General features: G+C 70.8%; 26 protein-coding genes and 5 pseudogenes. 14 read left to right on the forward strand and 17 right to left on the reverse strand.

Translation table 11 applies throughout. The annotated features are described in order from the left end of the window. Positions 1-46: 46 nt before the first annotated feature. From MTP03_RS02680 to MTP03_RS23290, 3 genes and pseudogenes are all read right to left on the reverse strand, one after another. Positions 47-1,570: a carboxylesterase/lipase family protein gene (locus MTP03_RS02680; protein WP_248490555.1), complete on the reverse strand. Its 1,524-nt coding sequence runs from the start codon at positions 1,568-1,570 to the stop codon at positions 47-49. Next, on the reverse strand, positions 1,567-2,499 hold the full coding sequence (locus MTP03_RS22540) for a WS/DGAT domain-containing protein (RefSeq protein WP_371820948.1): 933 nt from the start codon (positions 2,497-2,499) through the stop codon (positions 1,567-1,569). Before MTP03_RS22540 ends, MTP03_RS02680 begins: the two co-directional genes overlap by 4 nt. Before the next feature lie 82 nt (positions 2,500-2,581). Continuing rightward, positions 2,582-3,205, reverse strand: a pseudogene (locus MTP03_RS23290) (wax ester/triacylglycerol synthase domain-containing protein); the annotation flags it as partial. Between the two features lie 139 nt (positions 3,206-3,344). On the opposite strand from MTP03_RS23290, the gene MTP03_RS02695 reads away from it, so the two are divergent. The 7 genes from MTP03_RS02695 to ccsB all read left to right on the forward strand — a co-directional run bounded on the left by MTP03_RS02695 (position 3,345) and on the right by ccsB (position 9,826). Next, entirely contained in the window at positions 3,345-3,701 is a 357-nt protein-coding gene (locus MTP03_RS02695; RefSeq protein ID WP_248490557.1) for a DUF4190 domain-containing protein, read from the forward strand. Positions 3,702-3,921: 220 nt separating this feature from the next. Beyond that, complete coding sequence (gene hemL, locus MTP03_RS02700) at positions 3,922-5,229, forward strand: glutamate-1-semialdehyde 2,1-aminomutase (RefSeq protein WP_248490558.1); 1,308 nt, start codon at positions 3,922-3,924, stop codon at positions 5,227-5,229. A 7-nt stretch (positions 5,230-5,236) separates the two neighbouring features. Further along, positions 5,237-5,872 (forward strand): histidine phosphatase family protein, encoded by a 636-nt coding sequence (locus MTP03_RS02705; protein WP_248490559.1) that lies wholly within the window; start codon positions 5,237-5,239, stop codon positions 5,870-5,872. A gap of 264 nt (positions 5,873-6,136) precedes the next feature. Further along, positions 6,137-6,451: a TlpA disulfide reductase family protein gene (locus MTP03_RS02710; protein WP_248492018.1), complete on the forward strand. Its 315-nt coding sequence runs from the start codon at positions 6,137-6,139 to the stop codon at positions 6,449-6,451. Continuing rightward, a complete protein-coding gene (locus tag MTP03_RS02715) occupies positions 6,451-7,236 on the forward strand; it encodes a cytochrome c biogenesis CcdA family protein (RefSeq protein WP_248490561.1) in 786 nt (261 codons plus the stop codon). Before MTP03_RS02710 ends, MTP03_RS02715 begins: the two co-directional genes overlap by 1 nt. Beyond that, complete coding sequence (locus tag MTP03_RS02720) at positions 7,236-8,831, forward strand: cytochrome c biogenesis protein ResB (protein WP_248490563.1); 1,596 nt, start codon at positions 7,236-7,238, stop codon at positions 8,829-8,831. Before MTP03_RS02715 ends, MTP03_RS02720 begins: the two co-directional genes overlap by 1 nt. Beyond that, positions 8,831-9,826, forward strand: a complete 996-nt coding sequence (ccsB, locus tag MTP03_RS02725; RefSeq protein WP_248490565.1) for a c-type cytochrome biogenesis protein CcsB — start codon at positions 8,831-8,833, stop codon at positions 9,824-9,826. The genes MTP03_RS02720 and ccsB overlap by 1 nt, the downstream gene beginning before the upstream one ends. A 73-nt stretch (positions 9,827-9,899) precedes the next feature. Here ccsB and MTP03_RS02730 read toward each other — a convergent pair whose 3' ends face one another. After that, positions 9,900-10,061, reverse strand: coding sequence for a BldC family transcriptional regulator (locus tag MTP03_RS02730; RefSeq protein ID WP_248492019.1), 162 nt, complete (start codon positions 10,059-10,061; stop codon positions 9,900-9,902). Positions 10,062-10,237: 176 nt separating this feature from the next. Between MTP03_RS02730 and MTP03_RS02735 the strand changes: the two genes are divergently transcribed. Further along, entirely contained in the window at positions 10,238-10,537 is a 300-nt protein-coding gene (locus tag MTP03_RS02735) for a DUF4229 domain-containing protein (RefSeq protein WP_248490567.1), read from the forward strand. Then, positions 10,534-11,625, forward strand: coding sequence for a PLP-dependent cysteine synthase family protein (locus MTP03_RS02740; RefSeq protein ID WP_248490568.1), 1,092 nt, complete (start codon positions 10,534-10,536; stop codon positions 11,623-11,625). The genes MTP03_RS02735 and MTP03_RS02740 overlap by 4 nt, the downstream gene beginning before the upstream one ends. A gap of 293 nt (positions 11,626-11,918) precedes the next feature. On the opposite strand, the pseudogene MTP03_RS02745 reads toward MTP03_RS02740, so the two are convergent. The 8 genes and pseudogenes from MTP03_RS02745 to MTP03_RS02780 form a co-directional block, all read right to left on the reverse strand. Then, positions 11,919-12,793, reverse strand: a pseudogene (locus tag MTP03_RS02745) (1,4-dihydroxy-2-naphthoate polyprenyltransferase). Between the two features lie 20 nt (positions 12,794-12,813). Continuing rightward, on the reverse strand, positions 12,814-14,607 hold the full coding sequence (locus tag MTP03_RS02750) for an acyl-CoA dehydrogenase (protein ID WP_248490570.1): 1,794 nt from the start codon (positions 14,605-14,607) through the stop codon (positions 12,814-12,816). A gap of 103 nt (positions 14,608-14,710) precedes the next feature. Further along, entirely contained in the window at positions 14,711-15,856 is a 1,146-nt protein-coding gene (locus MTP03_RS02755) for a DUF3089 domain-containing protein (protein ID WP_248490572.1), read from the reverse strand. A gap of 34 nt (positions 15,857-15,890) precedes the next feature. After that, a pseudogene (gene menE, locus MTP03_RS02760) lies at positions 15,891-17,032 on the reverse strand (o-succinylbenzoate--CoA ligase). A gap of 9 nt (positions 17,033-17,041) precedes the next feature. Further along, the gene (locus MTP03_RS02765) at positions 17,042-17,446 is read right to left on the reverse strand and encodes a DUF3349 domain-containing protein (protein ID WP_248490573.1); all 405 of its coding nucleotides are present in this window, start codon (positions 17,444-17,446) and stop codon (positions 17,042-17,044) included. Positions 17,447-17,594: 148 nt separating this feature from the next. Next, the gene (locus MTP03_RS02770; RefSeq protein ID WP_248490574.1) at positions 17,595-17,906 is read right to left on the reverse strand and encodes a DUF3349 domain-containing protein; all 312 of its coding nucleotides are present in this window, start codon (positions 17,904-17,906) and stop codon (positions 17,595-17,597) included. A gap of 10 nt (positions 17,907-17,916) precedes the next feature. Continuing rightward, a complete protein-coding gene (locus tag MTP03_RS02775; RefSeq protein WP_248490580.1) occupies positions 17,917-18,216 on the reverse strand; it encodes a hypothetical protein in 300 nt (99 codons plus the stop codon). A 12-nt stretch (positions 18,217-18,228) separates the two neighbouring features. Then, a pseudogene (locus MTP03_RS02780) lies at positions 18,229-19,475 on the reverse strand (anion permease). A 259-nt stretch (positions 19,476-19,734) separates the two neighbouring features. On the opposite strand from MTP03_RS02780, the pseudogene MTP03_RS02785 reads away from it, so the two are divergent. From MTP03_RS02785 to MTP03_RS02795, 3 genes and pseudogenes are all read left to right on the forward strand, one after another. Continuing rightward, positions 19,735-20,283, forward strand: a pseudogene (locus tag MTP03_RS02785) (BTAD domain-containing putative transcriptional regulator); the annotation flags it as partial. Between the two features lie 37 nt (positions 20,284-20,320). Further along, positions 20,321-20,764 carry an FHA domain-containing protein gene (locus MTP03_RS02790; protein WP_248492020.1) on the forward strand — a complete coding sequence of 148 codons (444 nt, stop codon included), beginning with the start codon at positions 20,321-20,323 and terminating at the stop codon, positions 20,762-20,764. A 160-nt stretch (positions 20,765-20,924) separates the two neighbouring features. Beyond that, positions 20,925-21,269, forward strand: a complete 345-nt coding sequence (locus tag MTP03_RS02795; RefSeq protein ID WP_248490581.1) for a VOC family protein — start codon at positions 20,925-20,927, stop codon at positions 21,267-21,269. Positions 21,270-21,288: 19 nt separating this feature from the next. Here the strand turns inward: MTP03_RS02795 and MTP03_RS02800 are convergent, their stop codons facing one another. Genes MTP03_RS02800 through MTP03_RS02810 form a run of 3 tightly spaced genes read right to left on the reverse strand, consistent with a single transcriptional unit; the run spans position 21,289 to position 23,143 of the window. After that, positions 21,289-21,750 (reverse strand): hypothetical protein, encoded by a 462-nt coding sequence (locus MTP03_RS02800; protein ID WP_248490586.1) that lies wholly within the window; start codon positions 21,748-21,750, stop codon positions 21,289-21,291. A 40-nt stretch (positions 21,751-21,790) separates the two neighbouring features. Beyond that, positions 21,791-22,210, reverse strand: a complete 420-nt coding sequence (locus MTP03_RS02805; protein WP_248490588.1) for an HIT family protein — start codon at positions 22,208-22,210, stop codon at positions 21,791-21,793. A gap of 6 nt (positions 22,211-22,216) precedes the next feature. After that, entirely contained in the window at positions 22,217-23,143 is a 927-nt protein-coding gene (locus tag MTP03_RS02810) for a 1,4-dihydroxy-2-naphthoyl-CoA synthase (RefSeq protein ID WP_248490592.1), read from the reverse strand. Positions 23,144-23,218: 75 nt separating this feature from the next. Here MTP03_RS02810 and MTP03_RS02815 point away from each other — a divergent pair, with 75 nt between their 5' ends. Beyond that, positions 23,219-24,145, forward strand: coding sequence for an o-succinylbenzoate synthase (locus tag MTP03_RS02815; protein WP_248492021.1), 927 nt, complete (start codon positions 23,219-23,221; stop codon positions 24,143-24,145). Between the two features lie 3 nt (positions 24,146-24,148). Here MTP03_RS02815 and MTP03_RS02820 read toward each other — a convergent pair whose 3' ends face one another. After that, positions 24,149-24,610 carry a hypothetical protein gene (locus tag MTP03_RS02820; RefSeq protein WP_248490594.1) on the reverse strand — a complete coding sequence of 154 codons (462 nt, stop codon included), beginning with the start codon at positions 24,608-24,610 and terminating at the stop codon, positions 24,149-24,151. A gap of 117 nt (positions 24,611-24,727) precedes the next feature. Between MTP03_RS02820 and MTP03_RS02825 the strand changes: the two genes are divergently transcribed. Beyond that, a complete protein-coding gene (locus MTP03_RS02825; protein ID WP_248490595.1) occupies positions 24,728-25,195 on the forward strand; it encodes a hypothetical protein in 468 nt (155 codons plus the stop codon). Positions 25,196-25,217: 22 nt separating this feature from the next. On the opposite strand, the gene MTP03_RS02830 is transcribed toward MTP03_RS02825, so the two are convergent. Then, a complete protein-coding gene (locus MTP03_RS02830; RefSeq protein ID WP_248490596.1) occupies positions 25,218-25,850 on the reverse strand; it encodes a TetR/AcrR family transcriptional regulator in 633 nt (210 codons plus the stop codon). Positions 25,851-25,901: the final 51 nt, after the last annotated feature.

Raw genomic sequence — 25,901 nt, forward strand, 5'->3', positions numbered from 1 at the left:
GACATGAGCACCCGGTGAACGTGTCGCCCCGGATCGCGTGCGCGGCTCAGCGGCGGGCGGCCTCGAACGCGTCCCAGGCGCGCCGGACCTCGGCGGACGGGTCGTAGACGATGCTGTTGCGGTCGTCGATCACCAGGGTGGCGCGGGACGTGCCGTTGTACTGGGGCCACTCACCGGCGGGACGGCCGGTGCGGGCGAACGTGATCCAGTCGCGCTGCATCCCGTCGGACACGCGCATCGCGACCCGCCGGTCGCCGAGCGCGCCCACGACCCAGCCGGTGACGCCGTGGTACACGCCGAACACCGCCATCAGCTCGGTCGCGTGCGTCGCGCCGTAGCCGAGCACGTCCAGCACCTTCGGCGCGAAGTCGTACCGGTAGAAGTAGGTGGGCGCGTGCCGGCTGTGCGCCTGCGCGATCCGCAGCGACGGTGCCCAGAACATCATGTCGCCGACGATCCGGTTGAGCGAGGCGACGCTCGGGTAGCCCGGGTACGCCGCCCCGAGCGCGTCGGCGGCGGCCAGTTCCACGCCCAGGCTGTGCGCCACGCGGTCGGCGGACGGCTTGCCCATCCCCGGCATCTTCGTGAACAGGGTGGCCTCGGTGCGGTTGGTGCCGATGATCAGCGGGACGTCCGCGCCCCGTCCGGCCGCGATCGCGACCTCCGGATCCTCCGGGAGGAGGGCGCCGTCGACGACCGGGCCGTACGGCACCACCCCGGACTGCTCCCGGTTGAGCTCGCCCATCAGCTGATTGCCCGCGCGGCCCAGTTCCTCGGGCGTGGCGGTGTCGATCGCCTCGGGGCCGCCGAGGATCTCGACGACGCGCTTGCCCCGGCCGCGGGCGACGGCGGCGTCGACGGTGAGCTCGGGGGCCGAGCTCTGCGCGATCGCGCGGTGGAACAGGCCGTGCGCCGAGGGGGTCGCGAGCAGCGTGGTGACGGCGTTGCCGCCGGCGCTCTCGCCGAAGACGGTGACGTTGCCCGGGTCGCCGCCGAACGCGGCGATGTTGCGCTGGACCCACTCGAGGGCGGCAACCTGATCGCGCAGCGCGAGGTTGCCGTCGATCGGCCGCACGTCGGTCGCGAAGTCGGTGAGGTCGAGGCAGCCGAGCGCGCCGAGTCGGTAGTTGATCGAGACGAACACCACGTCGCCGCGCTCGACGAGGGAGTTGCCGTAGTACAGCGGCGTGGCGGAACTGCCCATGAGGTACGCGCCGCCGTGGATGAACACCATCACCGGGCGCGGTACGCCGGCCGGGCGCGCCGGGGTCACCACGTTCAGGGTCAGGCAGTCCTCGCTGGTGGGCTGGTACTCGCGGAACCCGATCAGCGTGTACTTCTTGTTCTGCGGCGCGGCGGCGCTGAACGCCGTGGCCTCGCGGACGCCGTCCCACCGCGCGACGGGTTGCGGCGCACGGTAGCGCAGCGGGCCCACGGGAGGCTGCGCGTAGGGGATGCCGCGGAACGCGTGCACGGTGCCCTGGTCGAGCCCGCGGAGCTCGCCCGCGTCGATCCGCACGCGCGGGCCCTCGGGAACCGGTTCGGTGCGCCGGGTCTCCGTCGCCGTCATGAGTCTCCGTCCGTCGTGGGCGCGACCGGGGCACCGTCGGGCCCGCCCCCGTCTGCGTCGACGGCGGCGACCAGGGCCGCGATGTCGCGCTCGAAGGCGCGCACGATGGGCCACGGATCGGGCACCTGCTTCTTGCAGGCGATCACACCGATGTTCAGTGTGCCCTCCTGGGAGAAGACCGTCACGTTGAGTCCCGCGCCGTGGAACACCGGGCCCAGCGGATACATCGCGTGGATCCGCGCGCCGAGGAAGTACAGCGGGAAGTCCGGGCCGGGGACGTTGGAGATCACCAGGTTGTAGATGACCGGGTGGTAGTCGGGGAGGTTGTTGTCGCCGTACAGCTTCGCGCCGAGCGACATGATCGACGCGGGTGCGAACTGCGCCCACGAGCGCAGCAGGTTGTCGTCCAGCTCGCCGTGGTGCTCCTTGCTGGTCGCCACCCGCTGCCGGATCGCCTTCAGGCGTTCGACGGGGCCGTCGACGTCCGTCGTCAGGCGGGTGAACATGCCGGTCACCTTGTTGGTGCCCTCGACCAGCGTCGCGCCGATCTCGGCCTCGTGCACCGACACCGGGACCATGCCGATCAGCGGCTGGTCCGGCAGCTCGCCGCGGTCGTGGAGGAACTCGCGCAGTGCGCCGGAGCAGGCGGCCAGCACCACGTCGTTGACCTTGGCGTCGAAGTGGTCCTTGATCCGCTTCACGTCGGCCAGCGGGACCGAGGCGAATGCGATCGACCGGTGGCCGGTGATCGCGCTGTTCAGCGACGTGCGGGGCGCGCTGAACGGGGCGGGCATCGCCTCCCCCGGCGTGAGCGCGACCACCACTTGAGCGGCACGGGCACGGTGCGAGGGAGCAGCGACACCAGCGACAGGGGCGCAGCAGCACGTTCTTGGCCCCGTCGGCGGCGAGGGCGAGGAACGGCGCGCCACCCGTGGACTTGTCCACCATCGCGGGGTCGAGCGCGGGCGGCTCGGGGGTCAGCGAGCACAGCTGTGCCATGAGTCCCGCGCCGGTCACGCCGTCGACGCCCGCGTGATGCATGCGCATCATCACGGCGATCCGGCCGTTCTCGAGGCCCTCCATGATCCACATCTCCCACAGCGGCTTGCTGCGGTCCAGGGCCTGCCCGGCGATGTGGGCACACAGTTCCGCGAGCTCCTCGCGCCCGCCGGGGGCCGGGACCGCGATCCGGTGCACGTGCGCCTCGATGTCGAAGGACTCGTCCTCCACCCATACGGGGTGATCGAGGTTGACGACCGAATCGTGCAGCTTGCGGCGGAACGCGGGCATGGCGGTGATGCGGCGGGCAAGCTCGGACCGCAGGTCCTCGAACCGGTATCCGCCCTCGACGGTGCCGGGGTCCAACTCGAGGATGCCGCTCACGTGCATCAACTGGGAGCGCGACTCCAGGTACAGGAAGGAGGCGTCCAGCCCGCTGAGTCGTTCCATTGGTCGTGCCCCCAGTGCATCCGGCGATGATGTGCGGCTCCGGTATGTGGAACCTGTTCCACTATAGAGGTGGTGGGCGCGCTGCTGCGAAGATCTTGCGCGGTCCGTGATCCGGGCGGGTGGAGTGTTGTCCGCCGGAAAGGGTATGCGTGGAGTGAATACCTGTGTTTGTGCAGGTAGTGACATGTTCTTGTGCGATGGGGGTATGCGTCGGGTGCATACCCCTCGTGCGGTGGGGGCTACGACGATCGCTGGGTGACGAATTCGCAATGGTCCGCGCCGCAGTTATCCGCCGGCTCCGCCGCGGCCGACGAACGTGCTAGCGGTGGTGTCGTTCGTGCTGTCGCTGATGTGCCTGCTTCCAGTCGTGCCGCCGATGGCGCACGTCGCGAGGAAACAGATTCGCGAGCGGAGTGAGAACGGCGACGTGTTGGCGGTCATTGCGCTGGTGCTCGGCTACCCGTTGTTCGCCCTGATCATGCTCGCAGTCGCGTACGTCGCCGGAGCTCTTCCGGCCGGTGTCATCGTCATGATGACGGATTCCGCGCCGCTCGCATGGGTCGCCGGCGCACTGGTCGGCATGGGAGCGCTGGCAGCGGAGATCTACTTCTACTCGCGCTGGGTGCGAGGGCTCGGCCGGGTGAGGACTACGCGTCGAATGAGAGTCCACGAGGCGAGCTGAGCGGCGCTGGTGTGGTAGTCGATCCGACCCTGCGATCGACGCCGCGCGAATCGGGTGCGGATGGCCTCCCGCACCCAGATCATCCGGTCGCACCCGGCATGCCGGGTGCGCTCGCGCGTTTCGGGTGTGGATGGCCTCCCGCACCCGAAATGCCCGCGCTCCGCGGGTTCTCCTACACCCTGTAGTTGACGATTTGCTTCGGCCTGGGACACTGGAGGTCGTGAGTTCTCCCCAGACCCAGGCCAGCGCCGCACTGTTCGACCGCGCGGCCCGCTCGATTCCCGGCGGAGTGAACTCCCCGGTGCGCGCCTTCTCGGCCGTCGGCGGCACCCCGCGGTTCATCACCGAGGCGAAGGGATCGCAGCTGACGGACGCCGACGGCAACCGCTACGTCGACCTCGTCTCCAGCTGGGGCCCGATGATCCTCGGCCACGCGCACCCCGCCGTGGTGGAGGCCGTGCAGCGCGCCGCCACCACGGGCCTGAGCTTCGGCGCCCCCACCGAGGCCGAGGTCGCGCTGGCCGAGGAGATCATCGCCCGCGTCGCCCCCGTCGAGCGGGTGCGCCTGGTGAACTCCGGCACCGAGGCCACCATGAGCGCGGTGCGCCTGGCCCGCGGCGTCACCGGCCGCGCCAAGATCATCAAGTTCGCCGGCTGCTACCACGGCCACGTCGACGCACTGCTCGCCGACGCGGGCTCCGGCGTCGCCACCCTCGGCCTGCCCACGAGTCCCGGGGTGACGGGCGCGCAGGCTGCCGACACCGTCGTCCTGCCCTACAACGACCTGGTCGCCGTCCGCGAGGCCTTCGCGCAGTACCCCGGGCAGATCGCGGCCGTGATCACCGAGGCCGCCGCCGGGAACATGGGCGCCGTCGCGCCCCTGCCGGGCTTCAACGAGGGCCTGCGCGAGATCACCAGGGCCGACGGTGCCCTGCTCATCCTCGACGAGGTCATGACGGGCTTCCGGGTGAGCCGGTCCGGCTGGTACGGCCTCGAGCCGGTCGACGCCGACTTGTTCACCTTCGGCAAGGTCATGTCCGGCGGGCTGCCGGCCGCGGCCTTCGGCGGCTCGGCCGACGTGATGGGCCATCTCGCCCCGCTCGGCCCGGTCTACCAGGCCGGGACGCTGTCCGGGAACCCCGTCGCCGTCGCGGCCGGCCTCGCCACGCTGCGCAACGCCACCGACGAGGTGTACGCGAAGCTCAACGCGAACTCGATCCGCCTCGGCGCCCTCATCGGCGACGCGCTCACCGTCCAGGGCGTCCGACACCACGTCCAGTACGCGGGCAACCTGGTCTCGGTGTTCTTCACCGACGGCCCGGTCACGGACTACGCCGGGGCGAAGGCCGCCGAGACCTTCCGGTTCGCGCCGTTCTTCCACGCCCTGCTCGAGCAGGGCGTTTACCCGCCGCCCAGCGCGTTCGAGGCGTGGTTCGTCTCGGCCGCCCTCACCGACTCCGATTTCGAGACCATCGCGGCGGCCCTGCCCGCCGCCGCCCGCGCGGCCGCCGCCGCCCAGCCGCGATAGGACCCCGATGCCCCAGGCCCAGACGATCGTGCACGTGATGCGGCACGGCGAAGTCCACAACCCCGATGGGATCCTCTACGGGCGTCTGCCCGGGTTCCGCCTGTCCGAGACGGGCCGGGCCCAGGCGCAGACGGTGGCCGACGCCCTCGCCGACCACGACATCGCGGCCGTCTTCGCCTCGCCGCTGCAGCGCGCGCAGGAGACCGCCACCCCGATCGCCGCGTCGCACGGCCTGGCCATCATCACGGACGAGGAGCTCATCGAGGCGGGCAATCGGTTCGAGGGCCTCAAGGTGGCGGTCGGCGACGGCGCGCTCCGCGAGCCCAGGCACTGGGCCAAGCTGCGCGACCCGTTCACCCCGTCGTGGGGCGAGCCCTACCTGCAGATCGCGCACCGGATGCTCGGGGTGGTCGACATCGCCCGCGAGCGTGCGCGCGGCCACGAGGCCGTGCTGGTGAGCCACCAGCTGCCCGTGGTGACCCTGCGCCGGTACCTCGAGGGCAAGCGGCTGTGGCACGACCCGCGCAACCGGCAGTGCTCGCTGGCCTCGCTGACCAGCCTCGTGTACGAGGACGACGCCCTTGTCGACCTCGTGTACTCCGAGCCGGCGGGCGCCACCGACCCGCTGGTGCGCGGCGCGTGAGGCGCGTCCGCCGCGTCGCCGCCGCTCTGCTGGTCGCGTCGTTCGCGTTGACCGGCTGCGTGCAGTACGCCGACCAGAGCAGCAAGGGCGGCGTGATCGCGCCCGGCGGCAAGGTCCGGCAGTTCTACGAGCCCGACCAGCGCAGCACCGTCGAGGACCTGTCCGGGCCCAGCGTGACGGACGCGAGCACCACCGTGCGGCTCGCGGACTACGCGGGCAAGGTGGTCGTGATCAACGTGTGGGGCAGCTGGTGCGCCCTGCCGGATCGAATCCCCCGAGCTCGAGCGCGCCTTCCAGGCGACCAAGGACCGCGGCGTGCAGTTCCTCGGGATCAACGTGCGCGAGACGGCCGGCGACGATGCGGCCCGCGACTTCATCTCCTCGTTCGGGCTGACGTTCCCGTCGATCTACGACCCACCCGGCCGCACTCTCCTCGCCATCGGCGAGCAGTACCCGACCACCGTGGTGCCCATGACCTTCGTGCTCGACCGGCAGCACCGCGTGGCCGCCTCCTACCTCACGACCGTGAACGAGCAGGAGCTCGAGGACACGATCGACAAGGTCGTGGGGGAGGGCTGATGGGAGAGGCCTTCGCCGACGCGGCCGTCTCCGGCCCGCTCCTGCTCGCGCTGGGCGCGTGCCTGCTCGCGGGGCTGGTGTCGTTCGCGTCGCCGTGCATCGTCCCGCTCGTGCCGGGCTACCTGTCGTACCTGGCCGGCCTCGTCGGCGCCGAGGCGCCGGCCGCCACCGTCGACGAGGCGAAGGCGGGGGTGCGCGCCGGGCGGTGGCGCGTGATGGGCGCGGCCGTGCTGTTCGTCGCGGGATTCACCGCGGTCTTCCTGCTGATGACGATGTCGGTGTTCGGGCTGGCCGCGTCGATCCGGCTGAACTCCGAGACGCTGATGCGGATCGGCGGCGTGATCACCATCGTCATGGGCCTCGCGTTCATCGGGCTGGTGCCGATGCTCGAGCGCGACGTGCGGTTCGCGCCCCGGCAGTGGACCACCCTCGCCGGGGCGCCGCTCCTCGGCGGGGTGTTCGCGCTGGGTTGGACCCCGTGCATCGGCCCCACGCTGGCCGGGATCCTCTCGATCGTCGTCGGCACCGACGCCGAACCGGCCCGCGGCGCGTTCCTCATCGTGGCGTACTGCGCGGGGCTGGGCCTGCCCTTCATCGTCCTGGCCCTGGGGTCGACGGTGGCCGTCCGCGCGGTCGGGTGGTTGCGGCGCAACTCCCGGCGCATCCAGGTGGCCGGGGGTGTGCTGATGATCGCCGTGGGCGTCGCGCTGGTCACCGGGTACTGGGCCGAGTTCATCGACCTGGTGCGCCGCCTGTTCGTCTCCAACACGGTGATGCCGATCTGATGAGTACTCCTGTCAAGCAGTCCCTTCCCCGCCGTGCGTGGGCGACCGTCCGCAACACCTGGCGCTCGCTGACCTCGATGAAGACCGCGCTGGTCCTGCTGTTCCTGCTCGCCGTGGCCGCGATGCCCGGCGCGCTCCTGCCGCAGCGCGACATCGACGCGCAGGCCACCGCGAAGTGGATCGACGACCACGCGACCATCGGCCCGATCCTCGACAAGGTCCAGGCCTTCGACGTGTTCCGGTCGGTGTGGTTCACGTCGATCTACGTGCTGCTGTTCGTCTCGCTGGTGGGCTGCATCGTGCCCCGGCTGTTCGAGCACGTGCGCGCGCTGCGTACCCCGCCGGTGTCCGTGCCGCGCAACCTGTCCCGCCTGCCGCGCCACACCCGGCGGGAGAGCGCCGAGGCGCCGGACGCCGCCGCCGCGACGGTGCTCACCGGCCTGCGCGGATGGCGCAGGATCTCCCGCCCGGGCGGCCCCAACGATCCCGCGGGCACCGTCACCGTCTCCGCGGAGAAGGGATACCTGCGCGAGGCCGGGAACCTGCTGTTCCACATCTCGCTGCTCGGGATCCTCGTGGCGATCGGCGTCGGGCAGCAGTACGGCTACGAGGGTTCGCGCATCGTGATCGAGGGCGACGGCGGCTTCTGCAACAGCTCGTCGAACTACGACAGCTTCCGCGCCGGCAACCTCGTCGACGGCACCGGCCTCGCGCCGTTCTGCCTGCGCGCCGACGACGTCCAGGCGACTTTCCTGCCCAACGCCCAGCCCGACATGTTCCGGACGATGGCCTCCTACCAGGACCGCGAGGGTCTGCGGACGGACACCTGGAAGCAGTACGCGATCGAGGTGAACAAGCCGCTCCGGATGGAGGGCGTGCGCGTGTACATGCTGGGCCACGGCTACGCCGGCACGTTCACCGTGACGTACCCCGGCGGTCAGACCCGCACCCAGACCATGCAGTTCGCCCCGCAGGACAAGGTCTACTTCCTCAGCTCCGGCGCGCTGCGGTTCGACCCGCCGCCGGAGCTCTACCGCACCGAGGACGAGCGGCGCACCAAGCAGATCGGGATCGAGGGGCTCCTCGCCCCCACCAAGCAGCTCGACGGTTCCCTGCTCACCTCGAAGTTCCCGGCGCCCAACGATCCGGCCGTGGCGGTCGACATCTACGAGGGCGACACCGGTCTCGACACCGGCAAGCCGCAGAACATCTTCTCGCTCAGCCGCGATCAGATCGACTCCGGCCGGCTGGAGAAGAAGGCGCGGGTGAACCTGACGGTCGGGCAGTCGACCACGCTCGAGGACGGCACCCGGGTCCGCTTCGACGGGGTGAAGAGCTTCGCGGCGCTGCAGGTCAGCCACAACCCGGCGCAGAATTGGACGCTGGTGTTCGCGATCGGCATGCTCGCCGGACTGGTCGTGTCGCTGACGGTGAAGCGGCGCCGGGTGTTCGCCCGGCTGACCCCGCGCGACGACGGCGGTACCGTAATGGAGATCGCCGGCCTGGCCCGCACCGACCAGGCCGGATGGAACGAGGACTTCGAAGCACTGGCCGACCGCCTGGCCGGCCCCAACGGTGAGAAGGTAACGCAGTAATGGGACCCGAGACGAACCTCGAGCTGGCGAAGTACGCCGACGTACTGTTCACCAGCGCCACCGCGATCTACGCGATCGCGCTGATCCTCCTGGTGATCGAGCTGGCCACGTCCCGCGTGGACGCGAGTGCGGCCCGCGACCGCAGCCGCGAGCTGGTCGCGGCCGGCGGTGCCCCCATCGCCAGCGACGGGGCCCCGGGGCTCGTCGTCGACGACGGTCCGCGGCGCAGCAAGTCCGAGCGGATCGGCCGGATGGGCTACGCCGTGATCGTCGCGGGCCTGCTCGCGCACGTCACGTCGATCGTCGTCCGCGGCATGGCGACGGGGCGCATGCCGTGGGGCAACATGTACGAGTTCGTGACCATCACCTGCGCGGGCGCGGTCCTCGCCGGGCTGGTGATGCTGCGCAGGTCCGAGACCCGGCCGATCCTGGTGTTCGTGCTGGTGCCCGTGCTCGCGTTGATGTTCGTCGCGGAGGGCGTGCTGTACACGACGGCCGGTCCGGTGGTGCCGGCGCTCAAGTCGTACTGGCTCGCGATCCACGTGTCGATCGTGTCGATCGGCTCGGGCATCTTCCTCGTGTCCGGCGTCGCGAGCCTGCTCTACCTGCTGCGGCGCCGGTACGAGCTGCCGGACGGGACGCTCGCGGCACCGTCGGGCGCGCTGGGCCGGCTGGTGCAGGCGCTGCCCGCCTCGCACGTGCTCGACCGCGTGGCGTACGGCACCGTGATCGTGGCGTTCCCGTTGTTCAGCGCGGGCGTGATCTGCGGCGCCATCTGGGCGGAGGCGGCGTGGGGCCGGCCGTGGGGATGGGATCCGAAGGAGACGGTGTCGTTCATCTCCTGGGTGATCTACGCCGCGTACCTGCATGCGCGGGCCACGTCCGTGTGGCGGAAAGCGGCGCCGTATTTGAACATTCTCGGTTTCGCCACGATGGTGTTCAATTTGTTCTTCATCAATTACGTGGTGTCGGGTCTCCATTCTTACGCGGGCTGAGAATCCGCCGGGTATCCACGTACGAAAGGGCGCCGCTCCGGATCGGAGCGGCGCCTTCGGCGTTCGTGCGGGCCTACGAGCTGGTGTTCTGGTTCAGGAGAGCAAAGACTTCGGAGGCGCGGAAGCGGCGATGGCCGCCAGGGGTGCGGACGGAGCCGAGTAGGCCCGCGCCGGCCCACCGGGTGACCGTCTTCGGGTTCACGTTGAAGAGCGCAGCGACCTGGCCTGGGGTCATCAGGCGCTCGGGCTGGCGCGGGGCCGCCGTGCGCGGGTCGGCCGTGCGCTGGGCGAGGTTCTGGTGTGCCGTCGTCATCCGCCCAGTATGCAGCGATTTGCCCGAGTACGCGAACCTCCATTCAAGTGCCAAGAATTGGTAAAGTCGGATTTCGGACTGGTAGTAGGCTGGACGGCATGACCGATACGGGAGCAGCCAAGCGAGCGCTGGCGCGCGACATTCTTTTGTATACACTGTTTCGCCTGGCGCTTGTCGTGGTGATCGCCGCGGCGTTCTACGGAATCGGCAGACTGTTCACCGACGACGTTCCCCTCGTCATCGTCTTCCTGTTCGCGCTCGTCGTCGCGATGCCGCTGTCGATGGTGATCGGAAAGGGGTTGCGGGATCGCGTGAACAAGAACGCCGCGATCATCGACGACGCACGCAAGAACAAGCGCGACGATTTCCGTAAGCGTCTGCAGGGCGTGGACGAATGACCCGGGTCTGCGACCGGTCGCTCGACCGCTCGTGGGTCGACAACGCCGTCCGGCTGATCGAGGCCGACGCGCGCCGCAGCGCGGACACGCACCTGCTGCGGTTCCCGCTCGGGTCGTGGGCGGACGGGGTGCAGCTGTACCTCAAGGACGAGACCACGCACATCACGGGCAGCCTGAAGCACCGTCTGGCCCGCTCCCTGTTCCTGTACGCGCTGTGCAACGGGTGGGTGCGCGAGGGCACCACGGTGATCGAGGCGTCGTCGGGGTCCACCGCGGTGTCGGAGGCGTACTTCGCGAAGCTCCTCGGCCTGCCGTTCGTGGCGGTGATGACGCGGACCACCTCGCCCGCGAAGGTGGCGCTCATCGAGCGCGAGGGCGGTACCTGCCACTTCGTGGACCGCGCCGACGAGGTGTACACCGAAGCCGCTCGGCTCGCGGATGAGCTCGGTGGCCACTACATGGACCAGTTCACGCACGCCGAACGCGCCACCGACTGGCGCGGGAACAACAACATCGCCGAGTCGATCTTCTCGCAGCTCTCGCTCGAGGAGAATCCGGAGCCGGCGTGGATCGTGGTGGGCGCCGGCACGGGCGGGACGTCCGCGACGATCGGCCGCTACATCCGGTATCGGCGGCACGCGACGCGGCTGTGCGTGGTGGACCCGGAGAACTCCAGCTTCCTCCCGGGATTCGAGGCGGCGGACTGCGGCGTGGAGACCGGGAAGTCCTCGCGGATCGAGGGCATCGGACGCCCGCGCGTCGAGCCGTCGTTCATCCCGGAGATCGTGGACCGCATGGTCGGGGTGCCCGACGCGGGTTCCATCGCGGCGGCGCGGGTCGCGTCGGCGCTACTGGGCCGGCACGTCGGCGGTTCCACCGGCACCAACCTCTGGGGTGCGTTCGGCGTGCTCGCCGAGATGGTGGCCGCGGGTACGCGGGGCAGCGTGGTCACCCTGCTCGCCGACGACGGTGACCGCTACCTCGACACCTACTTCGACGACGCCTGGGTCGCGGAGAAGGGCTTCGACCTCATCCCGCCCACGCTCACCGTCGAGCGTTTCCTGGCCGACGGTTCCTGGCGGGAGTGAGCGGGGCGTCCTGGCTGCGGCGTGAATCGCTCGCCCGACGTGTCCGTGGGGCACCTGTTCTGCCCGCGGTTTTGGCTGGGGCACCCGATCTGCGCTCAGGCACCCGGCATGCAGGGTGTCTACGGGCATTTCGGGTGTTATTGGTGCTGGTGGCGGGCAGTTCGGGTGTTGATGGTGCTGGTGGCGGGCGTTTCGGGTGTCGCAACCCGCGGACAGGCGTTTCGGGGGTTGCGGCGGCCGGCTGCGGTGGTAGCTCGCCGCGGGCGTCGTTCGACCGGCGCCCTACATCCGGGTCAGGCGCCCAGGAACAGCCCCACTGCGGCGGCGATGGACCACACGAGCATCGCCAGCCCGGTCTGGGCGAGGGCGGGGATCAGGGCGGGGCCCTGTCCGCCGCGGACGACCGGCAGCGCCGCCCGCGCGGCCAGCGGAGCGGAGAGCAGGGTGAGCAGCGCCCACGGCGTCGCGACGGCGGCGAGGGCGAGGCCGAGCACCGTCGGGATGAGGACGAGAGCGGCGAACAGGACGCGGGTGCGGGCGTCGCCGAGCCGGACGGCGAGGGTGATCTTGCCGGATTCGCGGTCGGTGGGGATGTCGCGCAGGTTGTTGGCGACGAGGACCGCGGAGCTGTACGAGCCCACCGCGCAGGCGGCGAGAGCGCCGGCACCGTCGACCCGCCCGGCCTGGACGAACTCGGTACCCAGCACCGCCACGAGCCCGAAGAACACGAACACCGCGATCTCGCCGAAGCCGAGGTACCCGTACGGCTTCGACCCGCCGGTGTAGAACCACGCGCCCGCCACGCACACCGCGCCCACCGCGATCAACCAGGGCGCGGAGGTCAGCGACAGCGCCACCCCGGCCGCGCCGCCCACCCCGAAACAGGCGAACGCCGCCCGCTTCACCGCCGCGGGGGAGGCGAGCCCGGACCCGACGAGGCGCAGCGGCCCGACGCGGTCGTCGTCGGTGCCGCGGATGCCGTCGGAGTAGTCGTTGGCGAAGTTCACGCCGACGATCAGCGACAGCGACACCACCAGCGCGAGGAGCGCCTTCCACCAGACCGCCTCGCCCAGGAAGCCCGCCGCCCCGTGCCCGCGATCACCGGGGCGATCGCGTTAGGGAGCGTGCGGGGTCGGGCCCCTTCGAGCCACTGCGCTGCGGTTGCCATGCACCCAGCCTATGCAGTCGCTACAGGACGGAGGTGTCCAGGTCGAGCGTGGTGCGGTCGAGCTTCGCCAGCAGGTCGAACCCGGTGTGCGCCGTGGGCAGCTCGTAGACGAAGAAGTACTGCGCGGCCGTCCGCTTGCCGCGGTAGAAGGCGTCCTCGCGGGCCGTGCCGTCCTCGGCGTAGGTCGCGAGCGCCTGATCCAGCCATAGCCACGCGATCACGACGTGGCCCAGCGCGTCGAGGTAGGCCGTGGCGTTCGCGAGGGACAGCGCGGGGTCGCCGGCGCCGCCGAGCGTCATCGTGACCTCGACCGCGCGCTGCGCGGCGGCCCGCAGGGCGGCGGCGTGCGGAGCCAGCTCCTCGACCTTGTCGGCGCGGGCGGCCGTCTCCTCGATCCGCCCCAGCAGTGCGCCGAAGGCCGCGCCGCCGTGCTGCGGCACCTTGCGGCCCAGCAGGTCCAGGCCGTGGATCGCCTTGGCGCCCTCGTGGATCGCGTTGAGCCGGTTGTCCCGGTACAGCTGCTCGACGTTGAACTCGCGCGTGTAGCCGTAGCCGCCGTGGATCTGGATGGCGTAGTCGTTGGCCTTCGTGGCCCACTCGCTGGGCCAGCTCTTGATGATCGGGGTGAGGAAGTCGAGGAGCTGCCCGGCGGCCGTCCGCTCGTCCTCCGACGGTGCGGTGTCCGCGTCGTCGACCAGGCGCGCGCCGAACAGCGCGAGCGCCAGGCCGCCCTCGACGTAGCTCTTCTGCGCGAGCAGCATCCGGCGCACGTCGGGGTGCTCGATGATCGGGACCTGCGGCCCGGTCGGGGCGGTGACGGGCCGGCCCTGCACCCGGGTCTTGGCGTACTCGAGCGACTGCAGGTAGCCGGTGTAGCCGATCGCCGACGACGCGAGGCCCACGGCGACGCGCGCCTCGTTCATCATCTGGAACATCTGGACCAGGCCGCGGTTCTCGGTGCCGACCAGGTAGCCGGTGGCACCGTCGAGCGAGAGCAGGCAGTTGGTGGTGCCCTTGTTGCCCATCTTGTGGTTCAGGCTGACCAGCGTCACGGCGTTGCGCTCGCCGACCGACTGATCGTCGTTCACCAGGTACTTCGGGACGATGAACAGCGAGATGCCCTTGACGCCGTCCGGCGCGCCGGGGACCTTTGCGAGCACGAGGTGGACGATGTTCTCGGACATCTCGTGGTCGCCGCCGGTGATCCACATCTTGGTGCCGGTGATGGCGTAGCTGCCGTCCGCGCGGGGCTCGGCCTTGGCGCTGATGTCGGCGAGCGCGGAGCCGGCGTCGGGCTCCGAGAGGCACATGGTGCCGGTGAACCGGCCCTCGATCATCGGCTCGAGGAAGAGCCGCTTCTGCTCGTCGGTGCCGAAGGAGCGGATCACGTTGCCGTTGCCCAGGGTGAGGCCCGAGTAGACGGTGGTGGAGACGTTCGCGGCCTGCATCCACGCGAACGCGGCCTTGCTGATGAGCGAGGGCAGGCCGATGCCGCCCTCCTCGGCGGGGAGTTCGCCGAAGGTCAGGCCCGAGGCCGCGATCGCGTCCAGCCCGGCCTTGGTCGCGGGCAGCGTCTTCGCGGTGCCGTCGGGCTGGATCGTCGGCTCGTTCGCGTCGGCGTCCTTGTAGTGGTTCGACAGCTTCTGCACCGCGATGTCGGCGGCCAGGTCGAGCGCGGCGTCGAAGGTCTCCTTGGAGTGCTCCGCGAAGGCGTCGCGCTTGGTCAGCTCCTCGGCGTTCAGCCACTCGTAGAGCAGGAAGTCGACGTCGCGGGGGTTGAGCAGCGGGGTCTGCGCTGCGATGTTCTGCTTCACGGTTCTCCGATCCGGGCTGGTACTGCGGAGCTGTCTTACTCGGCGGTAACCTTACCCGAGATTCCTTCAACCGTGAATATTTGTGACGTCAGTCAACCCGCGCTCACCGGGCGCGCCACGCCGCGGACTGCTGCGCCGCGATCGACACCAGCCGGTCGAGGCCGAAGTTCACGTCCAGCAGGTGCGTGCCCATCAGTGGCAGCTCGTTGAGCGGCTGCGGCACCGTCAGCCGGATCCGGTACATGCTGTGCCGGTTGACCTCCGAGCAGCTTCCCACGCCGCGGCTCCTACTCACCGTCCAGGTGCTGGCCGACGTGGGCAGCGCCTCGGGGAAGGTGGTGTAGTCCATGAGGACGGAGATGATCCCGAAGGCGTAGCGCTCGCTCGGCACCGTCACGCCGACGGGGCCGGAGTCGCCGGACAGGGGCCCGGGGTCCGTGCAGGCGACGTGCTTGCCCGCGCCGACCGGGAGCTCCATCGTCTGGGACAGGAGGTCGAGGTCGGTGTTGCCGAACATCGAGATCACCGGCGCGGCGGTGTCCGTGGAATATGCGACCACACAACCGAACTCGGCGCGGCGGGTGCACAGCGGGATGTTCCGGAAGTCGCCACCCGTCGTGCTTCCCGCCGCCGTGGTCACGTTGCCGCCCATGAGGAAGGCGCCGACCAGGCGGTTCCGGACCGCTGCGTTGCCGTCGATCTCCTCGCGGATCAGCTTGCGCAGCATCATCGTTCCCTGCGAGTGCCCGATGAGGACGACGCCGCGTCCGCCGTTGTCGCGGGCCAGGTACTCGCGCCAGGCCGTCCGCACGGCGTCGTACGCGGTGTCGACGACCGGCTTCAGGTGCATCAGCATCGTGGGCGCGAGGCCCGTCAGGGTGATCTGCGGGTAGATCGGCGCGAAGACGCGGCACATCGACCCGAACCGCGCGGCCTGGAACCGGGCGATCGAGTCCACCTCGGGCATGCGCACCGGGTTGGCGTTGAGTGCCACCTGGTTCGTCACCGTCGGGTAGACGTAGAAGCAGTCGACCGCCTTGTCGGCGTCGGTCACCCTCCTGGCCGGGGTCGTCTTCCCGGTGCCGAGGTCGGTGGTGTCGGTGGGGAGGGTGCACGGGTTCGCGGTGCCCGGCCGGCACATCCACGTCGTCGACGGTGCGCCCTGCGCCGCTCCCGCCGCCAGGCTCGCGCCGAGCGCGAGGGTCGCCGATACCGCTGCGAGTCGCCCGAGGGCGCGCCGAAGGATCATGCGCTGAAGATATACCGTAAGTTTTGGAATTCTCTCAGTATTCGGAGAACCGGTCGACCAGCGCCCGTCGGTCGACCTTGCCCGGACCGCGCCGCGGCAGCTCGTCGAGCAGGTGCAGCGCCCGCGGCGCCGCCGTCCGGTCCACCTCTGCCGCCACGGCCGCGCGCAGCGCTTCGACGGTGACCGTCGCCCCCGGCTCCGGCACCACGGCCGCCTCGACGGCCTCGCCCAGCCGCGGATCGGGCCGCCCGAACACCGCCACCTCGGCGACGCCCGGCACCCGCGCGAGGACGGCCTCCACGACCTGGGGGAGCACCGTCAGGCCGCCGGTGGAGATGGCCTCGTCGAGCCGGCCCGTGACGGCGAGCACGCCGTCGGTGAGAGTGCCGGCGTCGTCGGTGCGGAACCAGCCCGGCTCGGCGAAGGCGGGGTGGCCGGGCGCGTTCCGGTAGCCGAGGGCCACCGTCGGGCCGCCCAGCACGACACGGGAATCCGGGACGTCCACCCGGATCTCGACACCCGGCAGCGGCACGCCGTCGTACACGCAGCCGCCGGCGGTCTCGCTCATGCCGTACGTGCGCACGATGCGGATCCCCGCGGCGAGGGCGGCCTCGCGGGCGGAGGGCGGGCAGGCGGCGCCGCCGACGAGCACGCCGTCGAACCGGGCGAGGGCCTCCGTGGCAGCGGGGTCGGCGAGGGTCTTGACCAGCTGTGTCGGCACGATCGAAACGTATCGACGGTCCGCGGTCATCCGCGCGTGCGCGGGACCGAGGGCGGCCGGGTCGAAGCCGTTCCGCACGTCGAGGCCCAGCGGCGCGTGACCGGAGGCCAGCGACCGCAGCATCACCTGCACCCCCGCGACGTGGTGCGGCGGCATCGCCAGCAGCCACTGCCCGGGCCCGCCGAGCCGCTCGTGCGTGCCCGCGGCGCTCGCGGCGAGGTTCGCGCGCGTGAGCATCGCGCCCTTGGGCGTCCCCGTGCTGCCGGATGTCGCGACCACGAGGGCCGCGCGCTCGTCGATCGCCGTGCCCGCCGCGAGGGCGTCGGACAGGCGCGCGGCCTCCTGCGATCGTGCGCGGGGACGGGCAGCCACGCGGGCGCCGTGCCCTCCAGCAGGGCGGTCAGCTGCGGGAGTGCGGATTCGACGGTGCCGATCGGCAGCGGCTCGAGGTTCACCGGTCGAGACTACTGCGCGGCGCCCGGTCCACCCGGCGCGTCCGGGCCGTTCGGATCGTGCGGGCCGTGATCGGCTCGCGGGCAGCCATCGGGGTTGAGCGGGCCGTCGTCGAAGGGCCAGCCCTTGCGCTCGAGGCGCTCGCGGACACGGGTGATGTCCTTCTCAAGCGGCATCTCGTGGGTGCGGCCGCTGATGGCGACGCCGGCGTCGACGCGGGTGATGGGCTCGATCCCTTCGGGCGAGAGGTGCGCGTCGTCGATCAGCTCGCGCGTGACCTGCCGGAGCTCCTCCTTGGTGAGCTGTCGGTCGAGTAGCGCGAGGAGCGGCTGGTAATCGGTGCTGGGCACGCCGTCGGGATATCCGGCGCGCAGCCAATCGACGATCCTGGCCAGGAAACCCGGGTTCGAACTCATTGAAGACCCCACCTCCGGTGCGAGGGTGCCCTGCGGGCGCGGTTGTGCCGTAGATACGGATGCCGATACGGGAACGGCCCCCTATCTGGACTCCAGAATAGGGGGCCGCCCGCAGCTCGGCAGAGCGCGACAGCGAAGGGAACGTGCTTCAGCCGGCGAATCCGGTGAGCGGCCAGCCGCCCGCGGCCAGCTTCGCCGCGACCTGGTGGAGCTCATCGGCGCTGGGCTCGACCTGAGTGATCTTGGTGATCGCGGCCTCGATCTCCTCGCGGTGCACCTCGTCGGGACGGGCGGCGAGGATCCGGCCGATCACCGCATCGACCTCGGTCTCGGTGAGCGAGCGCTTGAGCAGCGCGAGCAGCGGGAAGTAATCCTTCGGCGGGACGCCCTCGGGGTAGCCGGCGCGCAGCCAGTCGAGGACCTGCGTAAGGACGTTGTCCTGGGTGTTCTCGGTGGTCATGCGTCCGCCCCTACTTCTTCTGGAACCACGGGTAGATGTTCTCGAACGTGAGCTCGTACTTGAAGCCCGACGCGACGATCATCGCGACGCCGAGGACCACGGCGACGATCACGATCAGGAACGCGACGGCGGCGAGCACGTTGCCCAGCGGGTTGGGCTTGTGGACGGTGCCGTCCTCCCGTTCGTGGCCGTTGCCGACGGCGAGGCCGCGGACGCCGATCGCGAACAGGGCGGGCAGGCCGGCACCGAGGATCAGGCCCACGAGCAGGACCTTCCACACCGCGTCGAGGGCGAGAGAGATGGTGTTCATGCGTGTGTCCCCTTAAACCTTGGCCTCGGCGGGCGCGATCGAGTTGCTCGCGTCGTCCCACTCGGCGTTGACGTTGTTGGAGTCGACCTTCTGCTGCTGCGCGCGCCAGTACATGTAGCCGGACAGGGCGCACAGGAGCGCGAACGCGACGATCGGACCCGCCAGCGTCGGGATGCCGTTGGCGATGTAGTAAGTGATCGCACCCACGATCGCGGCGGCGGGGAGGGTGATGACCCAGGCGGCGACCATGCGCAGCGCGACGCCCCAGCGGACCGTGGCGCCCGGCTTGCCGACGCCGGAACCGAGGATCGAGCCGGTGGCGACGTGCGTGGTGGACAGCGCGAAGCCGAGGTGGCTCGAGGTCAGGATGATCGTGGCCGACGACGCCTCGGCCGCCATGCCCTGGGGCGAGCTGATCTCGATCAGGCCCTTGCCGAGGGTGCGGATGATGCGCCAGCCGCCGAGGAAGGTGCCGAGCGCGATCGCGGCCGCGGCCGAGAACTTCACCCACAGCGGGACGCCGTGCGTGTCGTCCCAGAACAGGAGGCTCCCGCTGCTGTCGGGGTTGCCCTGGCTGTAGCCGATGAGCGCGAGGGTGATGACACCCATGGTCTTCTGCGCGTCGTTGGTGCCGTGCGCCAGCGAGACGAGCGAGGCGGTGCCGATCTGGCCCCAGCGGAAGCCCTCCTCGGTGAAGCGCTCGGCGACACCCGCGACGACCTTGAACACGAGGAACGTGCCGACCGCGGCGACGATGCCGGCGACCACGGGGGCGAACAGCGCGGGGAGCACGACCTTGCCGATGACACCGTCGAGCTTGCTGGTGCCGTTCCAGACCACGCCGCTCACGCCCAGCGCGGCGATGGCGGCGCCGATCATGCCTCCGAACAGCGCGTGCGAGCTGGAGCTGGGCAGGCCCAGCAACCAGGTCAGCAGGTTCCAGATGATGCCGCCGACGAGGCCGGAGAGCACGATGATCAGCAGCGCGCGGCCGCCGTTCGCGATGAGCTCCTCCTTGGGGGAGCCGTCCTTGTTCTGGATCTTGATCACCGCGTTGGTCACGGTGAGCGCGACCTCCACGGACAGGAAGGCGCCGACCAGGTTCAGGATCGCCGACAGGCTCACGGCCGTCTTCGGCTTCAGAGCGCCGGTCGCGATGGACGTGGCCATCGCGTTTCCGTGTCGTGGAAGCCGTTGGTGAAGTCGAAGGCGAGTGCCGTCACGATCACCAACAGCAGGATGATCAGTTCGCTGTTCATGAGGGAAATTCTGCGGGCAGATCATCGAATCACCAAACCGGTGAGATGCGTCCAACATCCTTCTGACCTGCAGGTTCGTATTTGGAAGAGGATAGTTCATCCAAAGTTCATTCAGTCGGGTCTCAGATGCGGCTCAGTTAGTATTTGCGACATGACGTCGTTGGACATCCGGGTGCTGGGCCAGGTCTCGCTCTCCGTGGACGGTGCCCCGAACGAAGTGTCGGGCGTCAAGCCGCGTTCCGTGCTCGCGCTGCTGGTGATGAATCGCGGCCGCGCCGTCACCGTCGATTCGCTGAGCGAGCAGGTCTGGGACGGCAACCCTCCCGCGTCCGCACGCGCCAGCCTGCAGGTCTTCGTCAGCGGGCTGCGCAAGGCGCTCCGTGGCCCGGGTGCCGGATCGGGCCTCGACGCGCTGCTGGTGACGTCCGGATCGACGTACCGCCTCGACCTCGAGCCGGACCAGTCGGACGTGGGCCGCTTCGACGCCGCGCGTCGGCGGGGCGCCGAACTCGCGGCCGCCGGCCGCTACGACCAGGCGTCGCTGATGTTCGCGTCGGCGCTGTCGGAGTTCCGCGGCGACGCGGTGGCGGATCTGCGCGGACTGCAGTTCGCCGACAACTTCGCGGTGGGGATGGCCGAGGAGCGGGCCGCGGTGCAGTCCGCGATGTACGACGCCGAGATCGCGGCCGGGCGCGCCGCGTCGGTGATCGGGGAGCTGCGCCGGCTGGTGTCGGAGCACCCCCTGCAGGAGCCGCTGTGGGGCCAGCTCATCACGGCGCTGTACGTCACGGGGCGCCAGGCCGACGCGCTCGAGGCGGCGCGGGAGCTCCGTCGGACCCTGGCCGATGAGCTGGGCGCCGACCCGACCCTGCGCTCGTGGAGCTGGAGGGGAAGGTACTGCGGCAGGAGCAGCTCGCGTTCGCGGCCGCGCGTCCCGCCGCACAGCCCGGCGACGGCCGGGCGTTCGAGAAGACCGAGACCGATGTCACCATCGACGGGGCCGGCCCCGCGGCAGCCTGACCGCCGCCGACGGCACCGAGTACCCGGTGCACGGCGAGGTGCGGCTCGGTCGCCTGCCCGACAACGACATCAGCATCGACGACACGAAGGTCTCCCGCGAGCACGCCGTGATCACCGGCTCCGTGAGCGGCTTCGCCGTACGCGACCTGCAGTCGTCCAACGGGACCTACGTGGGGGAGCGCCGCGTCTCCGGCCAGCTTCCTCTGTCCGACGGTGACGAGCTCACCCTGGGGCGCACGACCTTCCGGTTCCGGATGGTCGAGGAGTAGCCCGGCGCGCTGCGCCGCTGCGGGTCGCCGCGCGCGACCGATGAAGGGATGTGTCGTCTCGCGGAAGCCATGCGGGCGGCGCATACCTCGATATACGCAGGTTGGAGTGTGTTCTCTCGGGACGGGTCATGCGTGAAACGCATGGGTCTATGGTGAGCGGGTGATCAACGGGGCGCACGTCATCCACTACTCGGCCGACGCGGACGCCGACCGCGCGTTCCTCCGGGACGTCCTCGGCGTCGAGGGAGTGGACGCCGGTGGCGGCTGGCTGATCCTGCCGCTGCCCGCCTCGGAGGTCGCGGTCCACCCCACCGACGGTGCGCCGAAGCAGGAGCTCTACTTCATGTGCGACGACGTCGAGGCCGAGGTGGCGGAGCTGCGGGCCAAGGGCCTCGAGACGGCGCCGGTCACCGATCAGGGCTGGGGCCTGCTCACCTCGCTGACCCTGCCGGGAGGCGGCACCGTCGGGCTGTACCAGCCGCGGCATCGGCGCGCGCACGGCTGAGCCAGCCGGTGGGGCGGCGTTACGCCGCGTCGATCGCCGCGACGGTGGCGGCCAGGACCCGCCACCGTCGATGCCGGTGCCGGAACATCGCACGCACGAACAGGCCCGTGAACAGGCCGCTCACGCCGTCCTCGATCTCGATCGCGTCGGTGTACCGGCAGCGGTCCGGTCCGAGGGGCTCGAACGTGAGGCGGTGGTTCCACACGCGCACCGGGCCGCCCCGCTCGTTGGTGTAGATCTCGAGGTCATCGAGCCGCCGCACCGTGATCTCGTGCGTCCAACTCGGGAGGATGCCCCACCAGCGCACGCGCCCACGCGCGGAGAAGCCGGCCTCGACGGGGACGCCCGCGGGCGGTGCGCCGGACATGTCGAACGACAGCACGGGCGCGAGGACGAACAGCATCACCTCGGGCGTCGCCGCCATCGTCCGGGCGCGGGCGGCGGGCAGAGGCAGCTCGGTGGTGATGGAAATGATTCCCATATCTGCGACGCTACCCGGCCCGGAGGAGCGCTGCTCGGCGTCAGTCCGGCAGGGCCGCGCGCAGGAGGGAGGCGGCACCGTCGGACCTGCGGGGCCTGCGGCGGAGGAACCGGCCCAGCACGGCGCGCTTGTCGCCTGCGAACCGCGGGATCACGTGCAGGTGAACGTGATCGACGGTCTGGAACGCGGCGCGGCCGTCGTTGACGACGAGGTTCACCCCGTCGGCCGCGAGCGCGCCGTCGCGCGCGGCCCGAGCCAGACGGTGCCCGAGCGCGAACATCGCCGTGCCGTCCCCGGCGGGGAGGTCGGCCAGGCGCGCCGCGTGCCGCTTCGCGGCCACGAGGGTGTGGCCCTCGCTCACGGGGCGGACGTCGAGGAAGGCGATCGCCTCGTCGGTCTCGGCGACGATCGCCGCGGGCGCCTCACCCGCGACGATCGCGCAGAACGCGCACTGCGCCACGGTGACTCAGTAGTAGTAGGGGAACGGGGACCAGTCGGGGGCGCGCTTCTCCAGGAAGGAGTCGCGGCCCTCGACGGCCTCGTCGGTCATGTACGCCAGGCGGGTGGCCTCGCCCGCGAACAGCTGCTGTCCGACGAGCCCGTCGTCGGGAAGGTTGAAGGCGTACTTGAGCATCCGCTGCGCCTGCGGGCTCTTGCCGAGGATCTTCGCGGTCCACTCGAGCGCGACGTTCTCCAACTCGTCGTGGTCGACGACGCGGTTCACGGCGCCCATGTGGTGCATCTCCTCGGCGCTGTAGGTCTCGCCCAGGAAGAAGATCTCACGCGCGAACTTGTTGCCCACCTGCTTGGCCAGGTACGCGCTGCCGTAGCCCGCGTCGAACGAGCCGACGTCCGCGTCGGTCTGCTTGAACCGCGCGTGCTCGCGGCTCGCGAGCGTCAGGTCGCACGTCACGTGCAGCGAGTGCCCGCCGCCCGCGGCCCAGCCGTTGACCAGCGCGATCACGACCTTCGGCATGAACCGGATGAGGCGCTGCACCTCGAGGATGTGCAGGCGGCCACCCTCGGCCTTCACGCGTGCCTCGTCGACGCCGTCGGCGGTCGCGCCCTCGACGTCCGAGTCGTGGCTCGTCGCGTACTGGTAGCCGGAGCGCCCGCGGATGCGCTGGTCTCCGCCCGAGCAGAACGCCCACACCCCGTCCTTCGGGGCGGGGCCGTTGCCGGTGAGCAGCACCGCGCCCACGTCGGCGGAGCATCGCGCGTGGTCCAGCGCACGGTACAGCTCGTCGACGGTGTGCGGCCGGAACGCGTTGCGCACCTCCGGCCGGTCGAACGCCACGCGGACGGTGCCCTGCGTGATGTGCCGGTGGTACGTGATGTCGGTCAGGTCCCCGAACCCGGGGACCGGCTGCCACAGCTCGGGGTTGAAAGTCACGCAGTCGACTCTACTGTTGGGGTCGTGGTGGACGTCGACGAACTGGTGGCCGCGGCGCGGGTGGTGCGGCTGCCGATGCGGGTGCGGTTCCGCGGGATCACGGCCCGGGAGGCGGTGGTCTTCGAGGGACCGCACGGCTGGGGTGAGTTCGGCGCCTTCCCCGAGTACGACGACGCGGAGGCCGCGCAGTGGCTGCGCGCCGGCGTCGAGGCCGCCTACGAGGGACTGCCCGAGCCGCTGCGCACCGTCGTCGCGGTCAACGCGACCGTGCCCGCTGTCGACGCCGCGCAGGTGCCCGAGGTGCTCGCTCGGTTTCCCGGTTGCCGCACCGTGAAGGTGAAGGTGGCCGAATCCGGGCAGGGCCTGGACGACGACGTCGCTCGGGTCGCCGCGGTCCGCGGCGCGCTGCCGGGCGCGATCATCCGCGTCGATGCGAACGGCGGCTGGTCGGTCGACCAGGCGTACGGGGCGCTCTCACGGCTGCTGTCCGACGGTCCACTGGACTACGCGGAGCAGCCGTGCCGCACCGTCGAGGAACTGGCGGAACTGCGCCGCCGGCTGGACGGTGCGTGCGACGTGGCCGCCGACGAATCCATCCGGCGCGCAGGCGATCCGATGCGGGTCGCCGAGCTCGGCGCCGCGGACGTGGCCGTGGTGAAAGTGGCTCCGCTGGGCGGGGTGCGGGCGGTCCTGGACGTCGCTGCGGCGCTGAAAGACGCTGCGGGCGTCCGGGTCACCGTCTCGTCGGCGCTCGACACCGCGGTCGGGCTGTCGGCGGGCATCGTCGCCGCGGCGTGCATCGAGGACGGCAACGCCGCCGGGCTGGGCACAGGCGGCTTCTTCACCGCGGACCTCGGTGCGCACCCGCTCGTCGACGGCGCGCTGCGGGTGCGCACCCTCGCGCCGACCGCGGCGCGGATCGCCGCGGTGGAGGTGACGGGGGAGCGCCGGGACTGGTGGCTGGACCGGCTGCGCCGCTGCCACGCTCTGCTGGCGCCGTAACGGCTACTTCCAGGGCGCGTGGGCCCAGCCGAGCAGGCGGTGCGGGCGCGGGTTCGGGGCGTCGATGACCTGGATCTGGCTGCCGTCGCCGTAGCCGCGCCGCAGGCCCTGCACGCCGCCGCTGAGGTACGTGCCGTCCCCGAGCGAGATGTCCACGTGGTACCCGTAGTCACTCTGGGTGAACACGAGCGCGCCGCGTGGGGCCGGGAGCTCGGCGTGCCCCAATCCCTTCGCCTCGAGGGCCTCGTAGAACGAGCGGGCGTGGTCGCGCGGGATTCCGGTGGCGGTCGTCTTTCCGTAGGCGAAGTCGACGAAGTCCTCGCAGCCGTACTCGCCGAAGGTGTCGGTGCCGACGAGCGTCATGCCGCGGGCGATCGCCTTCTCGACGTCGGCCGCCTGCGCCGGCGGCGCGCCGATCAGTGCGAGCAGTACCGCGGTCAGGACGGCCACCAAGGTGCGACTCATTGTTCCTTTGTAGCGCTACTGGATCACGCCGACCCGCAGGTTGCGATCGAATCCGGTTCGTGTCCCCCGCGAAGTAGCGCGGAAAACATGTCGGATGCGCCGTCTAGGGTCACGTACATGGAGAATCTGATGACGGAGCTGGGCGCTGCGCTCGCGGACCAGGCCGGGCGCAAGTCGAAGCTCGAGACGCTCTGGTCGCGCATCGCGCCCGAGGATCACGCGGGCCGCTGCATCGCGGCGCACTACATCGCGGATGCGCAGGACGATCTGGATGCCGAGGTGGAATGGGACGAGGTGGCCCTCGCCGAGTCCGCGCACGTCAGCGACGCCGAGCTGCAGGCCGTGCACGAGTCGCTGTCGGTGGCCGGATTCATGCCCTCGCTGCACCTGAACCTGGCCGACGGGTACCGCCGCCAGGGGCGCTTCGCCGAAGCCGCGGATCGTCTCCAGACCAGCCGCGAGTTCGACTTCGTGCTGGACTCGGCGATCGACCCCGCCTACGCCTCCGGGATCCGGGACGCGCAGGACCGCTTGGCGGACCGTATCGCCGCGGCGGACTCGTCGGCGGATCCGCTTCCGTCCTGAGTCGCCCGACGGTGCCGCCGCGTCACTCCGGGAGGTCGTCGCGCAGCGCCCGGGCGGTGTCCTCGTCGCCCTGCGCGAACAGTGCGCCGATGAGCATCGTGCGGAGCGCCCTCGTCTTGGTTCCGATGTCGGCGGAATCGGGCAGCGCGGATTCGATCATGGTGAACCCGTTGACCAGGGCGACCACGCCGCGCGCCAGTTCGGGGTCGGCGTCGACGCCGGCCAGTGCTGCGGCCGCCGTCGCGAGCCGGTCCGCCGCGGCCACATACTCCGCGACCACCGGCCGCGCGGACTCCTCGCGCGCCGCGCGCAGGTACGCCTCGACCAGCGCGAGCGAGTCCGGTCGGCGGACCTGCGACGACGCGGCGAACGCGGCGATCACCTGGTCGGGTGTGGCATCGCCGGTGTCGAGCAGGCCGGCGAGCACGCCGAGTCGCTCGAACTCCTCGGCCACCAGGGTGCGCATCGCCTCCTGGGTCAGTTCGTCGATCGACGAGTAGAAGTAGCCGATGGACGTGGTCGGCAGCCCGGCCCGCGCGGTGACCGCGCGGTGCGTCACCGACGAGTAGCCGGATTCGCCGACGATCGCGACCGCCGCGTCGATCAGTGCGCGCTTGCGTTCCAGCGTGCTGCGCCGGTGCTTCCGCTCCTCCACGCCTGCAGAGTCTAGGCCGCGACGAAAATCTGTACAGAGTTACAGACTCGC

It is taken from the genome of Tsukamurella sp. PLM1, assembly GCF_023168325.1.
In the GTDB taxonomy this organism is placed as follows: Bacteria; Actinomycetota; Actinomycetes; order Mycobacteriales; family Mycobacteriaceae; genus Tsukamurella.